The sequence below is a fragment of the Streptomyces sp. NPDC005302 genome, assembly GCF_040607345.1.
Classification (GTDB): Bacteria; Actinomycetota; Actinomycetes; order Streptomycetales; family Streptomycetaceae; genus Streptomyces.
This window is the reverse complement of the sequence record NZ_JBEXGN010000004.1, coordinates 109,992-124,914: the sequence shown is the minus strand read 5'-3', so window position 1 is coordinate 124,914 and position 14,923 is coordinate 109,992. Positions and strand designations below refer to the sequence as shown.

At 70.3% G+C, this 14,923-nt stretch carries 11 protein-coding genes; 6 read left to right on the top strand and 5 right to left on the bottom strand.

Features of this window, described 5'->3' with window-relative positions:
• Positions 1 to 151 precede the first annotated feature (151 nt).
• The 4 genes from lspA (at position 152) to ABZT74_RS07265 (ending at position 4,105) form a co-directional block, all read left to right on the top strand.
• The gene (gene lspA / locus ABZT74_RS07280; RefSeq protein ID WP_355870132.1) at positions 152 to 814 is read left to right on the top strand and encodes a signal peptidase II; all 663 of its coding nucleotides are present in this window, start codon (positions 152 to 154) and stop codon (positions 812 to 814) included.
• Between the two features lie 174 nt (positions 815 to 988).
• Positions 989 to 1,933, top strand: coding sequence for an RluA family pseudouridine synthase (locus tag ABZT74_RS07275; protein ID WP_355870129.1), 945 nt, complete (start codon positions 989 to 991; stop codon positions 1,931 to 1,933).
• Entirely contained in the window at positions 1,930 to 2,439 is a 510-nt protein-coding gene (locus tag ABZT74_RS07270; RefSeq protein WP_356433694.1) for a GNAT family N-acetyltransferase, read from the top strand. The genes ABZT74_RS07275 and ABZT74_RS07270 overlap by 4 nt, the downstream gene beginning before the upstream one ends.
• Before the next feature lie 79 nt (positions 2,440 to 2,518).
• The gene (locus tag ABZT74_RS07265) at positions 2,519 to 4,105 is read left to right on the top strand and encodes a Na+/H+ antiporter (RefSeq protein WP_356165578.1); all 1,587 of its coding nucleotides are present in this window, start codon (positions 2,519 to 2,521) and stop codon (positions 4,103 to 4,105) included.
• A 132-nt stretch (positions 4,106 to 4,237) separates the two neighbouring features.
• Here ABZT74_RS07265 and ABZT74_RS07260 read toward each other — a convergent pair whose 3' ends face one another.
• Positions 4,238 to 5,383: a mechanosensitive ion channel domain-containing protein gene (locus tag ABZT74_RS07260; RefSeq protein WP_356165575.1), complete on the bottom strand. Its 1,146-nt coding sequence runs from the start codon at positions 5,381 to 5,383 to the stop codon at positions 4,238 to 4,240.
• Between the two features lie 176 nt (positions 5,384 to 5,559).
• Between ABZT74_RS07260 and ABZT74_RS07255 the strand changes: the two genes are divergently transcribed.
• Complete coding sequence (locus ABZT74_RS07255; protein ID WP_355870120.1) at positions 5,560 to 6,129, top strand: dienelactone hydrolase family protein; 570 nt, start codon at positions 5,560 to 5,562, stop codon at positions 6,127 to 6,129.
• Positions 6,130 to 6,182: 53 nt separating this feature from the next.
• On the opposite strand, the gene ABZT74_RS07250 is transcribed toward ABZT74_RS07255, so the two are convergent.
• From ABZT74_RS07250 to ABZT74_RS07235, 4 genes are all read right to left on the bottom strand, one after another.
• Positions 6,183 to 7,853 carry an alkaline phosphatase D family protein gene (locus ABZT74_RS07250; protein WP_356433693.1) on the bottom strand — a complete coding sequence of 557 codons (1,671 nt, stop codon included), beginning with the start codon at positions 7,851 to 7,853 and terminating at the stop codon, positions 6,183 to 6,185.
• A gap of 115 nt (positions 7,854 to 7,968) precedes the next feature.
• Positions 7,969 to 8,817 (bottom strand): thioredoxin domain-containing protein, encoded by an 849-nt coding sequence (locus ABZT74_RS07245; protein WP_356433692.1) that lies wholly within the window; start codon positions 8,815 to 8,817, stop codon positions 7,969 to 7,971.
• Between the two features lie 135 nt (positions 8,818 to 8,952).
• Positions 8,953 to 9,639 (bottom strand): hypothetical protein, encoded by a 687-nt coding sequence (locus ABZT74_RS07240; protein WP_356433691.1) that lies wholly within the window; start codon positions 9,637 to 9,639, stop codon positions 8,953 to 8,955.
• A gap of 95 nt (positions 9,640 to 9,734) precedes the next feature.
• On the bottom strand, positions 9,735 to 11,063 hold the full coding sequence (locus ABZT74_RS07235; RefSeq protein WP_355870108.1) for a DUF2252 domain-containing protein: 1,329 nt from the start codon (positions 11,061 to 11,063) through the stop codon (positions 9,735 to 9,737).
• A 268-nt stretch (positions 11,064 to 11,331) separates the two neighbouring features.
• Here ABZT74_RS07235 and dnaE point away from each other — a divergent pair, with 268 nt between their 5' ends.
• On the top strand, positions 11,332 to 14,871 hold the full coding sequence (gene dnaE / locus ABZT74_RS07230) for a DNA polymerase III subunit alpha (RefSeq protein WP_355870105.1): 3,540 nt from the start codon (positions 11,332 to 11,334) through the stop codon (positions 14,869 to 14,871).
• Positions 14,872 to 14,923: the final 52 nt, after the last annotated feature.

Here is a 14,923-nt window from a genome sequence, read left to right as displayed (position 1 = left end):
CGTCCCCGTGCCGCCCGGGGCGCACCGCCGTCCACACCGAGTGGGAGGTCTCCGCGCGCGCGGCGTGGGAGGCCTCCTGAGCACGGGGGCCCGCAGGGGTGTGCCGTACCCTCGTCCTCAGTCAGGAACCTAGGTCGAGGGACTCACTCACGTGGCAGAGGCGGAGCGCATCATCGGTACGCCGGGCATCCCAGGGGCGGCGTCTGCCGAGCCGGAGCAGTCCGACGGGAACGCGGCGTCGGGAGACCGGTCCGGCGGCGACGGGCAGGCCCCCTCCGGGGACTCCGCCCCGGCGTCCGCGACGGACGGGACGGACGAGCGGCCCAAGGGCCGGCGCAAGATCGCCGTGCTCTTCACGGTGGCCGTTCTGGCGTACGCCCTCGACCTGATCAGCAAGATGATCGTCGTGGCGAAGCTGGAGCACCACGACTCGATCGAGATCATCGGGGACTGGCTCAAGTTCGAGGCGATCCGCAACGCGGGCGCGGCCTTCGGCTTCGGTGAGGCGTTCACGATCATCTTCACGGTGATCGCCGCCGCGGTGATCGTCGTCATCGCCCGGCTCGCCCGCAAGCTGTACAGCGTGCCGTGGGCCATCGCCCTCGGTCTGCTGCTCGGTGGCGCGCTCGGCAACCTGACCGACCGGATCTTCCGTTCGCCGGGGGTCTTCGAGGGCGCGGTCGTGGACTTCATCGCCCCCAAGCACTTCGCCGTCTTCAACCTCGCCGACTCGGCGATCGTCTGCGGCGGCATCCTGATCGTGCTGCTGTCCTTCCGGGGCCTCGACCCCGACGGAACGGTCCACAAGGACTGACGTACGCCCCGAGGGCGGGCCGGGGGAGCACCCCTGCCCCGCTCGGCTCGGTCCGTCGCGGGCCCCACGGACGGCCTGCTCACCGTCCCGGGAGCCCCTTCCGCGGGGGCTCCACGGGTACGCGTGTTCGGGCCGTGGTCCGGGGGTGTCCGAGGCGTCCGGCATACTCGACGGGTGAGCACCATTCCCGAGATCCGCACCCTGCCCGTGCCCGACGGCCTGGAGGGCGAGCGTGTCGACGCCGCCATCTCCCGCATGTTCGGCTTCTCCCGTACGAAGGCCGCAGAGCTCGCCGCGGCGGGGAAGGTCTCGGTCGACGGCTCGGTGGTCGGCAAGTCCGAGCGGGTGCACGGCGGCGCCTGGCTCGAGGTGGAGATGCCACAGGCCCCCGCGCCCGTGCAGATCGTCGCCGAGCCCGTCGAAGGCATGGAGATCGTCCACGACGACGACGACGTGGTCGTGATCGTCAAGCCCGTCGGCGTGGCCGCACACCCCAGCCCCGGCTGGTCCGGCCCGACCGTCATCGGCGGTCTCGCCGCCGCCGGCTACCGGATCTCCACCTCCGGCGCGGCCGAGCGCCAGGGCATCGTGCACCGCCTCGACGTGGGCACCTCGGGCCTGATGGTCGTCGCCAAGTCGGAGTACGCGTACACCTCGCTGAAGCGCCAGTTCAAGGAGCGCACGGTCGACAAGCGCTACCACGCGCTCGTGCAGGGCCACCCGGACCCGACCAGCGGCACCATCGACGCGCCCATCGGACGCCACCCGAACCACGACTACAAGTGGGCGGTCACCGCCGAGGGCAAGCCCTCCGTCACGCACTACGACCTGATCGAGGCCTTCCGCGCCGCCTCCCTGCTCGACATCAAGCTGGAGACCGGCCGCACCCACCAGATCCGCGTCCACATGTCGGCCCACCGCCACCCCTGCGTCGGCGACCTGACGTACGGCGCGGACCCCACCCTCTCCAAGCGCCTCGGCCTCGCCCGGCAGTGGCTGCACGCGAAGCGTCTCGGCTTCGAGCACCCCGGTGACGGGCAGTGGGTCGAGTTCGAGAGCGGCTACCCCGAGGACCTCCAGCAGGCCCTCGACAAGGTCCGTGAGGAGAGCTACGCGTGACGGGCCCGGACGGGACCGGGGCAGGCTCCCCCGCGGCGCGGGACGCCTCGTATGTGGTGCGCGTCGCCGAGGAGACGACCGACCGCGAAGCCTGCTTCCGGGTGCGCAAGGACGTCTTCGTCGGTGAGCAGGGCGTCCCGGAGGACATCGAGTACGACGCGTACGACGCCGGTGCCCTGCACGTGCTGGCGGTCCGCGAGGACGGCGTACCGCTCGGCACCGGGCGGCTCCTGCACGGCGAGGCGGCCGCGGCGAAGACCGGCGGGGACCCGGCCGTGGGCTCCCTCGGGCGGCTCGCCGTGACGCGCGAGGCACGCGGGCTCGGCGTCGGCGCCGCGCTCGTCGGCGCCATCGAGCGGGCCGCACACGCGCGTGGCCTGGCCGCCGTGGACCTGCACGCGCAGACCCACGCCCTCGGCTTCTACGAACGGCTCGGATACGCGGCCTACGGCCCGGAGTTCCCCGACGCCGGAATCCCGCACCGCGCGATGCGCAAGGCCCTGTGAGCGGGGTTTGTCCTAGCGGCATGGCACGCTTGAGGTCCGGATCGACCTTGATCGCCTAGACCTCGCCGGAGCGCTGACCGTGGATCAGTTGGCCCTGCTGTTCGTGCTGTTGCTCGGGGCCGTGATCAGCGTCCCGGTCGGAGACCGGCTCGGGCTGCCCTCTCCGGTGCTGATGACATTGCTCGGCATCGCCCTGGCCCTGCCGTCGTTCGTCCCGAACGTGGACATCCCGCCGGAGCTGATCCTGCCCGCGCTGCTGCCTCCGCTGCTGTACGCGGCGGTGCGGCGCACCTCCTGGAGACAGTTCGCCGCCAACCTGCGGCCGATCTTCCTGCTCGCCGTGGCCCTGGTGTTCGTCACCACGCTCGTCGTGGCGGCCGTCGCCAGCGCCATCGTGCCCGGCCTGCCCATCGCCGCCGCCATCGCGCTCGGCGCGCTCGTGGCACCCCCCGACCCGGTCGCCGCGACCGCCGTCGCCGGCCAGCTCGGTCTGCCGCGCCGGCTGGTGTCGATCCTGGAGGGGGAGGGGCTCTTCAACGACGTGACGGCCATCGTGCTCTACCACGTGGCCATCGCCGCCGCGGTCAGCGGGTCCTTCTCGCCCTGGCGGGCCGGGCTCGACCTCGTGCTGTCCGCCGTCGTGGCCGTCGCCATCGGCTTCGCGCTGGGCTGGGCGACGAACAAGCTGATGACCCTGCTCGACGACACCACCCTGCAGATCGGCCTCACCCTGCTGGTGCCGTTCGCCTCGTACGTGCTGGCCGAGGAACTGCACGGCTCCGGCGTGCTCGCCGTGCTCACCACCGCCCTGTTCCTGTCGGAGTACGCCACCGACGCCGACGACGTCATGACCCGGCTCGCCGGGTCCACGGTCTGGGACGTGGTCGACACGCTCGTCACCGGCGTCGCCTTCGGCCTCATCGGGCTCGAACTGCACAACGCCCTCCGTACGGCGGCCGGGCGGTGGGGCGAGATGCTCGGCTGGGCCGGCGCGATCGTGGCCGTGGTCGTGCTCGTACGCCTGGCCTGGCTGCTGCCCGCGACCTGGCTGACCAAGCGGCTGCACGCCAAGCGGGACTACGACGAGGAGATCCCCACGTCCTGGCGGGAGACCGTGGTGATGTGGTGGGCCGGAATGCGGGGAGTGGCGTCCGTCGCCCTCGCGCTCGCCATCCCGCTGGAGATGGACGACGGATCGCCGTTCCCCGACCGGGACGAGATCGTCTTCATCGCCTTCGGGGTGATCATGGCCACGCTGGTGATCCAGGGGCTCACCCTGCCGTGGCTGGTGAGGAAGCTCGGGGTGCGGGCCGACGAGGACGTCGAGAAGGCGTTCGAGAAGGAACTGGCGATGCGGGCCGCGAAGGCCGCGAAGAAGCGGCTGCGGGAGATCGAGGACGCGGAGGAGCTTCCCGAGGAGGTCTCCGAGCAACTGCTGCGCCGGGCCTTCGAGATCGGGGTGCGGATCAGCCCCGAGATGGGGGACGAGGAGCGTCGCGAGGGGCACGAGAAGCGGGTCCGCAGGATCAAGCGGATGCGGCGCATCCAGGCGGAGATGATGAGCGCGGCCCGGCACGAGGTGCTGTCCGCGCGCAGCGAGCCCGGGGCCGATCCGGAGATCGTGGACCGGGTCCTGCGGCATCTCGACGTACGCAGCCTGCGCTGACCGAGGCCGACCGGGCCGCCCTCGCAGGAAGACCGCGCCGCCCTCGGCGGACGACCGCCCGCAGGTCCCGGCCGGCCCGCGCGTGCGGAGCGCGGGTGACCCGGACCGGGTGAAGGGCGGGAGGGGCGGAGGTCAGGTACGGCCGGCCCCCTTCTGGAGCGGCTCGTGGAAGTACCGGCTGCCGTCGTGCCTGCCGGCCGGCACGCCGTCGCTGTCCTCGTGGGCCGTGGGCCGCGTCTGTTCCTGCGGCAGCGTCGCCGCGGCGGTGTTCACGCGGGGCAGCGCGTAGGGGTGCCGATCGGCCAGCCAGCTCATCATCTGCTCGCGGACCGTGACCCGTACCGTCCAGATGTCGTCCGCGTCCTTCGCGGTGACCAGGGCGCGGACCTGCATGGTGTTGGGGGTGGTGTCGGTGACGGCGAGGCCGTAGTCGCGGCCGTCCCAGGCCGGGCACTCGCGCAGGATGTCGCGCAGCTTCCCGCGCATCGCCTCCACCGGGGCGGAGTGGTCGAGGTGCAGGAAGACGATCCCGGTCATCTGCGGCGTGCCGCGGGACCAGTTCTCGAACGGCTTGGACGTGAAGTACGACACCGGCATGGTGATCCGGCGCTCGTCCCAGGTCCGCACCGTGAGGAAGGTCAGGGTGATCTCCTCCACCGTGCCCCACTCGCCGTCGACGACCACGGTGTCACCGAGCCGCACCATGTCGCCGAAGGCGATCTGCAGTCCGGCGAAGAGGTTCGACAGCGTGGACTGGGCGGCGACACCGGCGACGATGCCCAGGATTCCGGCAGAGGCCAGCAGGGAGGCGCCGGCCGCCCGCATCGCCGGGAAGGTCAGCAGCATCGCGGAGACGGCGACCACGCCGACGACGGCGGTGACCACGCGCTGGATGAGCGCGACCTGGGTACGGACGCGGCGCACCCGCGCCGGATCGCGGTGCGCGTTCGCGTAGCGCGAGTACGAGGTGTCGACGATTGCCGTCGTGATGCTCACCACCAGCCAGGCGGCGGCGCCGATGAGGATCAGGGTCAGGGTCCTGCCGATGCCGACGCGGTGCTCCATCAGCAGCTTCGCCTGGTCGAAGGAGCCTCTGAGCAGTGCCGCGAACAGGACCAGCTGGAAGGGGATGCGGCCACGGCGGAGCAGACCCCACAGGGAGGTCTCGCTGTGCCGGTCGTCCACCCGACGCAACAGGAGGTCCACGGACCACCCGATGAGCAGTGCGAGCACGACCGAGCCGCCGACGACGATCACCGGGCGCAGTACGTTCTCCATGCCAAGGAACGTAACCGGCCCACGGCGGTCATGAACATGTGATCTCTGGACGAAACGGGGTACGTCGCGAGGCCTGCCGCGCGAAGGGCGCCCGATCGGCGGGGTCCGGGCCCCGGTGTGACACGAGACACGGCCTCCGTCCTGGGCTGTCGGTCCCGGCTGGCACCATGGAACCCATGGACATCATGCTTTTCCACTCGACGTACGGTCTGCGCCCCGCGGTGCGCGCGGCGGCGGACCGGCTGCGGGCCGCGGGACACGAGGTGTGGACGCCCGACCTCTTCGAGGGGCGCACCTTCGACACCGTGGAGGAGGGCATGGCCTTCAACGAGGAGATCGGCAAGGTCGAGCTGCTCAAGCGTGCGGTGCTGGCCGCCGCGCCCTACTCCGACCGGGGCCTGGTCTACGCGGGCTTCTCCCTCGGAGCCTCCGTCGCGCAGACCCTGGCCCTCGGGGACGAGAAGGCCCGCGGCCTGCTCCTGCTGCACGGCACGTCGGACATCGCGGAGACCGCGTCGGTGGACGACCTGCCCGTCCAGCTCCATGTGGCCGAGCCCGACCAGTTCGAGACCGACGACTGGCTGAGCGCCTGGTACCTCCAGATGCAGAGAGCCGGCGCCGACGTGGAGGTCTACCGCTACGCGGGCGCCGGCCATCTCTACACCGACCCCGACCTCCCCGACTACGACGCCGAGGCGGCCGAGGCCACCTGGAAGGTGGCGCTCGGCTTCGTCGACAGCCTCTAGTCGACGGCCTCTAGCTGTAGCTGTGGCCGGAGGCGGGGGACCGCGACCCGGTGCTACGCCGGGTCGTAGGTGCGCTCCACGGTCTGGGTGCCGCTGCGGGTGCGGTAGGAGCGGACCCAGGACGACGTCGCGTTCGGGTTCGCGCGGTCGGAGAGGACGTAGAAGTCCATCTGCGCGCGGGCGGGCGTGATGTCCAGGACGCCGTAGCCGTGGCGGTCGGTGTCGATCCAGTGGACGTGCCGGTTGGCCGCGCGGATGACCGGCGAGGCGAGGGCGGAGACGGTGCCCTCGGGGACCTTGACGATGTCGTCGAGGTTGTCGGAGGTCATCGAGGTGACCACGAACTCGGTCGCGGCGGAGGCCGACAGGGGGTAGGTACCGGCGTCCACCGGCACGTCGTTGGCCCAGGCCATGTGGATGTCGCCGGTCAGGAACACCGTGTTGCGGATCGCGTTGGAGCGCAGGTGCGCGAGCAGTTCGCGGCGGTCGTCGGTGTAGCCGTCCCACTGATCGGTGTTGAGGGCGATGCCCTCCTGCGGCAGTCCGAGCAGCTTCGCGAGCGGCTTCAGCAGGTCGGCGGAGAGCGCCCCCACCGCGAACGGCGAGATCATCACCGAGTTGCCGACCAGTCGCCAGGTGGTGTCCGAGGCCTTGAGCCCGGTCTTCAGCCAGTCGAGCTGCGCGCGGCCGGTGATCGTACGGTCCGGGTCGTCGACCGAGCCGCTGGCCGTGGACGCCTGCTGCGACCGGAAGGAACGCAGGTCGAGCAGCGAGAGGTCCGCCAGCTTGCCGAAGCGCAGCCGGCGGTAGGTGGTGCCGGCTATCGCCGGGCGGACCGGCATCCACTCGAAGTACGCCTGCTTGGCCGCGGACTGACGGGCCGACCAGGTGCCCTCGGCGCCCTCGGTGTGATTGACGGCACCGCCCGACCAGGAGTTGTCGGCGAACTCGTGGTCGTCCCAGATCGCGACGACGGGCGCCTTGTGGTGCAGGGCCTGCAGATCCGGGTCGGTCTTGTAACGGCCGTGCCGGGTGCGGTAGTCGGCGAGGGTGATGATCTCGTTGGCCGGGGCGTGCGGCCGGACGACCGTGCCCCGGGTGCCGTACTCACCGGACTTGTACTCGTAGATGTAGTCGCCCAGGTGCAGCCAGGCGTCGAGGTCGCCGCGGGCCGCGAGGTGCCGGTACGCCGAGAAGTAGCCAGCCTCCCAGTTGGCGCAGGAGACCACGCCGAAGCGCAGGCCGGGGACCGCCGCGTCCGCCGCCGGCGCGGTGCGGGTACGCGCCGCCGGGGAGTCGGTACCGCCGGCGGAGAACCGGAACCAGTAGTCGGTGGCCGGCAGCAGGCCGCGGATGTCCGCCTTGACGGTGTGGTCGGAGGCGGCCGTCGCGACGGTGGAACCCTTGGCGACGACCGTGGTGAACGCCTTGTCCGTGGCGACGGTCCAGCTGACGGGGGTGTCCGCGCCGAGCCCGGAGCCCGGTACGGCGGCTGACTCCGGGGTCACCCGGGTCCAGAGCAGGATGCCGTCCGGCAGCGGGTCGCCGGAGGCGACGCCGTGCAGGAAGGCGGGCGCCTCCGTCGCGGCGCGCGCGGGCAGCGCGGCGGCGAGGGGAGCGGCGAGGACGGCGGTGGCGGCCGCGGCCTTGACGACCGAACGGCGGCTGGGAGCGCGGGAGTCGAGGACGCCCGCGGGCTCGGATGATCTCTGTCGACTGGTCACGGACGATCAGGTTACCGACCGGTACAGGTAAAGAGCGGGCGAACTTGTGAAAGTTCGCCCGCTCTTCGCCTTCCGGCCGCTCAGGTCACCCGGACCGCCGGGTCGCCCGCACCGGTCAGGCCTTGACCGCGGCGTCGATCGCCTTGGTGAAGTCGGCGACCGTCATCGGGGCGTTGGTGCCGTCCGAGCCGGTGAGCTTCTTGCCGTCCATCACCAGGCTCGGCGTGCCGTTGACGTCGTCCTTGTTCGTGTTGAACGTCTGGGACATGGCCAGGGCCCAGGCGTCGTACTTCCCGTCCTTGACGGCGCTCTGGAACGCGGTGTTGTTCTTCAGCGCGTCGACCGTGTTCGCGACCTTGATCAGGTAGTCGTCGCTCTTGAACTTGTCGTCCGTCTCGTCGGGGTGGTACTTCGACGAGTAGAGCGCGGTCTTGTACTCCAGGAAGGCCTCGGGGCTCACGTTCAGCGCGGCGCCCAGGGCGCTCATGGCGTTCTTGGAGCCCTCGCCCCGGGAACCGATCTGGATCTTGCCCTTGCCGTCGGTGTCGCCGTCGAGGAAGGTGCCGCCGATGTACTGGATCTTGAACTTGCCGGCGTCGAAGTCCTTCGTCAGGGTCGGTCCGACGGTCTGCTCGAAGGAGGCGCAGATCGGGCAGCGCGGGTCCTCATAGAGCTTCAGGGTCTTCTTCGCGGTGCTCTTGCCGAGGACGACCGTCGTGCCGTCCTTGCCCGTGGTGTTGGCCGGGGCGACCACCTTGTCGCTAGCGACGGCCTCCCACTGGGACGGCTTGTTGTTCTGCACGACCGCGTAGCCGATGCCGCCGGCTATCGCGAGGACCGCGACGAGGGAGCCGGCCACGATCGCCTGGCGCTTGACCTTGTCTCGCTTGGCCTGGCGCTCGCGTTCGACACGCAGGCGCTCGCGGGCCGCCGTCTTCTCCGACTGGCTGTTCCGCTTGCTCATAGTGGTGATCTCCAGGTGGGACGCGCACATGCCGTACGCGGAATACGTGAGGGGGACTGCCGGCGCTCGGGGAGCCGTGGCGCGGGACGGTTGCGCGGAGCCGCCGCTCGGAAGGCGTTCCCCGGGAGCGGTCGCTCAGGCGAGAGCGGCGGCGGTGGGCGGCCCGCGTCGTCCCAGGGAGTGCACGAACAGGCGGGTTCGGGCGGCGGTCGTCCGGCGCGGGGCGCGCGGCAGCGGGCGGGCCGGGGCGAGCCGTACGGTCACCGTGGCGACCGCGAGCAGCAGCGGTCGGAACGTCGAGGCGGCCACCGCGCGCAGCAGCTGGTCCAGGGCACGCTCGCCGCGCCGCAGCCAGGCGGCCGCCAGCAGGCCGACGGCGAGGTGGGCGCCGAGCAGCAGCCAGGAGGCGGCCGGGTCGGCGTGCGCGATCAGGGCGCCGGCGCGGTCGGGTGCGCCCCCGGTCACCTGGGACAGGGGCGTGCCCACGCTGCCGCCGCCGCACAGGACGTCGAGGCCCACGGAGCGCAGGGGGCCGGCGACCGGGCCGCCCGCCCTGCCGTAGCAGACGTGCTGGCCCGTGGTGAAGACGGTGTCGGCGGCCAGCTCCAGCGGGATCAGCAGGGCCGCGATCCGGCCGAAGCCGCGCTCACGGCCCGCCAGCGCGAAGGCGACGGCGAAGACGGCGGCGGTGATCGCGGCCACGGTCGTCAGCGGCAGCGGGACCCGGGACAGCAGCACGTGCGACGCGGCGGACAGCGTCACGACGACAGCCGTGAACACCGCCGCGCGCACGGCTCTGAGCTGGATCCCGGATATGTCCATAGCGGAGGCGAGTCTCCCACGCGCTGCCGTAAGAGCCCCCTAAAGGGTGCCTGTGCGTTACGGGAGCGTTGTGGTGCGAAGACCCGGGCGGCGGGCTACAGGCCCGGGATCCGTCCGTTGCGGAAGAGGTCCACGAAGATCTGGTGGTCGGCGCGCGCCCGGGAGCCGTAGCTGTGGGCGAAGTCGACCAGGAGACCGGCGAAGCCGTCCTCGTCGCCGGCGATCGCCGCGTCGATGGCCCGCTCCGTGGAGAACGGCACCAGCTCCGAGTGGCCGCTGTCGTCGTCCGCCGCCGCGTGCATCGCCGCGGTGGCCCTGCCGAGGTCCGCGACGACCGAGGCGATCTCCTCGGGGTCGTCCAGGTCGCTCCAGTCGAGGTCCACCGCGTACGGCGAGACCTCGGCGACGAGCTGGCCCGCGCCGTCCAGCTCGGTCCAGCCGAGCCACGGGTCCGCGTGCGCCTGGAGGGCGCGCTGCGAGATCACCGTGCGGTGGCCCTCGTGCTGGAAGTAGCCGCGGACCGCGGCGTCCGTGATGTGCCGGGAGACGGCGGGGGTCTGGGCCTGCTTGATGTAGATCACCACGTCGTTCTCCAGGGCGTCGCTGTTGCCCTCCAGGAGGATGTTGTACGACGGGAGACCGGCCGAGCCGATGCCGATGCCGCGGCGGCCCACGACGTCCTTCACGCGGTACGAGTCGGGGCGGGTCAGCGAGGACTCCGGGAGGGTCTCCAGATAGCCGTCGAAGGCGGCGAGGACCTTGTAGCGGGTGGCCGCGTCCAGCTCGATGGAGCCGCCGCCCGGCGCGAAGCGGCGCTCGAAGTCACGGATCTCGGTCATCGAGTCGAGCAGCCCGAAGCGGGTGAGCGAGCGGGCCACGCGCAGCGCGCCCAGCAGCGGGCCGTCGGCGGTGTCCAGAGTGAAGGGGGGCACCTCGTCGTTCTTGGCGCCCGTCGAGAGGGCGTGGATGCGCTCGCGGTAGGCCCGCGCGTAGATCCGGACCAGCTCGGTGATCTGGTCGTCGCTGAGCGCCTTCGCGTAGCCGATCAGGGCCACGGAGGCGGCGAAGCGCTTGAGGTCCCACGTGAAGGGGCCGACGTAGGCCTCGTCGAAGTCGTTCACGTTGAAGATCAGGCGGCCCTGGGCGTCCATGTAGGTGCCGAAGTTCTCCGCGTGCAGGTCGCCGTGGATCCACACGCGCGAGGTCCGCTCGTCCAGGTACGGGCCGCCCCGCTTGTCCTGTTCGAGGTCGTGGTAGAAGAGGCCGGCCGTGCCGCGGTAGAACGCGAAGGCGGAGGCCGCCATCTTGCGGAACTTCACGCGGAACGCGGCCGGGTCGGCGGCCAGGAGCTCGCCGAAGGCGGTGTCGAATACGGCGAGGATCTGCTCGCCGCGTTGCTCGTCGCTGAGCTGCGGGACCGACATCGCTGGGTGCCTCCTGGTGCAGGTGGTGCGGGACATGAGGGAGCGGACGCGCCGCACCCGGGACAAGGGTGTCCGTCCACTTCCAACGGACGAAGATACGCCGGAGTGCCCGGCCCCCGGCGGCGAACGCACACCCCGGATCACGGGACCCCGCATGAAGGTACGGGTGATGCTCCGCGGAGTGTCAGTCGGGCGTCATAGACTTCGACGCTGACCCCCCAGACTGTCCTCAGCCTGTCGCCGATCGTTCTTCCTGGAGGCCGCAACCGTGTCGAAGCCGCCGTTCACGCACCTGCACGTCCACACCCAGTACTCGCTGCTGGACGGTGCCGCGCGGCTCAAGGACATGTTCGACGCGTGCAACGACATGGGCATGACCCATATCGCGATGAGCGACCACGGCAACCTGCACGGGGCGTACGACTTCTTCCACACCGCCAAGAAGGCCGGCGTCACGCCGATCATCGGCATCGAGGCGTACGTCGCGCCCGAGTCCCGGCGCAACAAGCGCAAGATCCAGTGGGGCCAGCCGCACCAGAAGCGCGACGACGTGTCCGGTTCGGGTGGTTATACGCACAAGACGATCTGGGCGGCGAACCGGACGGGTCTGCACAACCTCTTCAAGCTCTCCTCGGACGCGTACGCCGAGGGCTGGCTCACGAAGTGGCCCCGGATGGACAAGGAGACGATCTCCCAGTGGTCCGAGGGACTCATCGCCTCCACCGGGTGCCCCTCCGGCGAGCTGCAGACCCGGCTGCGCCTCGGCCAGTTCGACGAGGCACTGAAGGCGGCGGCCGAGTACCAGGACATCTTCGGCAAGGACCGCTATTTCCTGGAGCTGATGGACCACGGCATCGAGATCGAGCGCCGGGTCCGTGACGGGCTCCTGGAGATCGGCAGGAAGCTCGGCATCCCGCCCCTGGTGACGAACGACTCGCACTACACGTACGCGCACGAGGCCACCGCCCACGACGCCCTGCTGTGCATCCAGACCGGCAAGAACCTCTCCGACCCGGACCGCTTCCGCTTCGACGGCACCGGCTACTACCTGAAGTCGACGGACGAGATGTACGCGGTCGACTCCTCGGACGCCTGGCAGCAGGGCTGCGCCAACACCCTCCTGGTCGCCGAGCAGATCGACACGACCGGCATGTTCGAGGCGAAGAACCTCATGCCGAAGTTCGACATCCCCGAGGGCTTCACCGAGATCACCTGGTTCAAGGAGGAAGTCCGGCTCGGCATGGACCGCCGCTTCCCCGGCGGCGTTCCCGACGACCGCCAGAAGCAGGTCGAGTACGAGATGGACGTCATCATCCAGATGGGGTTCCCGGGGTACTTCCTCGTCGTCGCCGACTTCATCATGTGGGCCAAGAACCAGGGCATCGCGGTGGGCCCGGGCCGTGGCTCGGCGGCCGGTTCGATCGTCGCGTACGCCATGGGCATCACCGACCTCGACCCGATCCCGCACGGCCTGATCTTCGAGCGGTTCCTGAACCCCGAGCGCGTCTCCATGCCCGACGTCGACATCGACTTCGACGAGCGCAGGCGCGTCGAGGTGATCAGGTACGTGACCGAGAAGTACGGCGCCGACAAGGTCGCCATGATCGGCACGTACGGCAAGATCAAGGCGAAGAACGCCATCAAGGACTCCGCGCGCGTGCTGGGCTACCCGTACGCGATGGGCGACCGGCTCACCAAGGCGATGCCCGCCGACGTCCTCGGCAAGGGCATCGACCTCAACGGCATCACCGACCCCTCGCACCCCCGCTACGGCGAGGCGGGCGAGATCCGCGCGATGTACGAGAACGAGCCGGACGTCAAGAAGGTCATCGACACCGCCAAGGGCGTCGAGGGCCTGGTCCGGCAGATGGGCGTCCACGCGGCCGGCGTGATCATGTCCAGCGAACCCATCGTCGATCACGCCCCGATCTGGGTGCGGCACACCGACGGTGTGACCATCACGCAGTGGGACTACCCCCAGTGCGAGTCGCTGGGCCTGCTGAAGATGGACTTCCTCGGCCTGCGCAACCTCACGATCATGGACGACGCCATCAAGATGGTGAAGGCCAACAAGGGCATCGACCTGGAGATGCTCGCCCTGCCGCTGGACGACCCGAAGACCTTCGAACTGCTCTGCCGCGGTGACACCCTCGGTGTCTTCCAGTTCGACGGCGGCCCGATGCGCTCGCTGCTCCGCCAGATGCAGCCCGACAACTTCGAGGACATCTCCGCCGTCTCGGCCCTCTACCGGCCGGGCCCGATGGGCATGAACTCGCACATCAACTACGCGGAGCGCAAGAACAACCGCCAGGAGATCACGCCGATCCACAAGGAGCTGGAGGAGCCGCTCCAGGAGGTCCTCGCGGTCACCTACGGCCTGATCGTCTACCAGGAGCAGGTGCAGAAGGCCGCCCAGATCATCGCCGGGTACTCGCTCGGCGAGGCCGACATCCTGCGCCGCGTGATGGGCAAGAAGAAGGCCGACGAGCTGGCGAAGAACTTCGTCCTCTTCCAGGCGGGCGCCCGCAAGAACAACTACAGCGACGAGGCGATCCAGGCGCTGTGGGACGTGCTGGTCCCCTTCGCCGGCTACGCCTTCAACAAGGCGCACTCCGCCGCGTACGGACTCGTCTCGTACTGGACCGGCTACCTGAAGGCGAACTACCCCGCCGAGTACATGGCGGCGCTGCTCACCTCGGTCAAGGACGACAAGGACAAGTCGGCCGTCTACCTCAACGAGTGCCGGCGCATGGGCATCAAGGTGCTGCCGCCCAACGTGAACGAGTCCGAGCAGAACTTCGCCGCCCAGGGCGACGACGTGATCCTCTTCGGCCTCTCCGCCGTCCGCAACGTCGGTACGAACGTGGTGGAGTCGATCATCCGCAGCCGCAAGGCCAAGGGGAAGTACGGCTCGTTCCCCGACTACCTCGACAAGGTCGAGGCCGTCGCCTGCAACAAGCGCACCACGGAATCGCTGATCAAGGCGGGCGCCTTCGACACGATGGGGCACACCCGCAAGGGCCTCACCGCGCAGTTCGAGCCGATGATCGACAACGTGGTGGCGGTCAAGCGCAAGGAGGCCGAGGGCCAGTTCGACCTCTTCGGCGGCATGGGCGACGAGGCGACCAGCGAGCCGGGCTTCGGACTCGACGTGGAGTTCACCACCGACGAGTGGGACAAGGTCTATCTGCTCGCCCAGGAGCGGGAGATGCTCGGCCTGTACGTCTCCGACCACCCGCTCTTCGGTCTGGAGCACGTGCTGTCCGACAAGGCGGACGCGGGCATCTCGCAGCTGACCGGCGGCGAGCACGGGGACGGCGCCGTCGTGACCATCGGCGGCATCATCTCGGGCCTCCAGCGCAAGATGACCAAGCAGGGCAACGCCTGGGCGATCGCCACCGTCGAGGACCTCGCGGGCTCCATCGAGTGCATGTTCTTCCCGGCGACCTACCAGCTGGTGTCGACCCAACTCGTCGAGGACGCCGTGGTCTTCGTCAAGGGACGCCTCGACAAGCGCGAGGACGTGCCGCGTCTGGTCGCGATGGAACTCCAGGTCCCCGACCTGTCCAACGCCGGCACCAACGCGCCCGTGATCCTCACCATCCCGGCGCTGAAGGTGACTCCGCCCATGGTCAGCCGGCTCGGCGAGATCCTCAGCCACCACAAGGGCGAGAGCGAGGTCCGCATCAAGCTCCAGGGACCGCGCAAGACCACGGTGCTGCGGCTCGACCGGCACCGGGTGAAGCCCGACCCGGCGCTCTTCGGCGACCTGAAGGTGCTGCTCGGCCCGTCCTGCCTGGCGGGCTGAGCGCCCACCGGCCCCGCGGGGGCCGGCCCGAGTGACCTGCGCGAGGGGCGCA

Bases quoted from the DNA above. Each gene is read 5' to 3' on its own strand.
- ABZT74_RS07240 (WP_356433691.1), bottom strand. From the start codon at position 9,639: ATGGACATATCCGGGATCCAGCTCAGAGCCGTGCGCGCGGCGGTGTTC.
- ABZT74_RS07255 (WP_355870120.1), top strand. From the start codon at position 5,560: ATGGACATCATGCTTTTCCACTCGACGTACGGTCTGCGCCCCGCGGTG.
- ABZT74_RS07235 (WP_355870108.1), bottom strand. From the start codon at position 11,063: ATGTCGGTCCCGCAGCTCAGCGACGAGCAACGCGGCGAGCAGATCCTC.
- ABZT74_RS07260 (WP_356165575.1), bottom strand. From the start codon at position 5,383: ATGGAGAACGTACTGCGCCCGGTGATCGTCGTCGGCGGCTCGGTCGTG.
- ABZT74_RS07245 (WP_356433692.1), bottom strand. From the start codon at position 8,817: ATGAGCAAGCGGAACAGCCAGTCGGAGAAGACGGCGGCCCGCGAGCGC.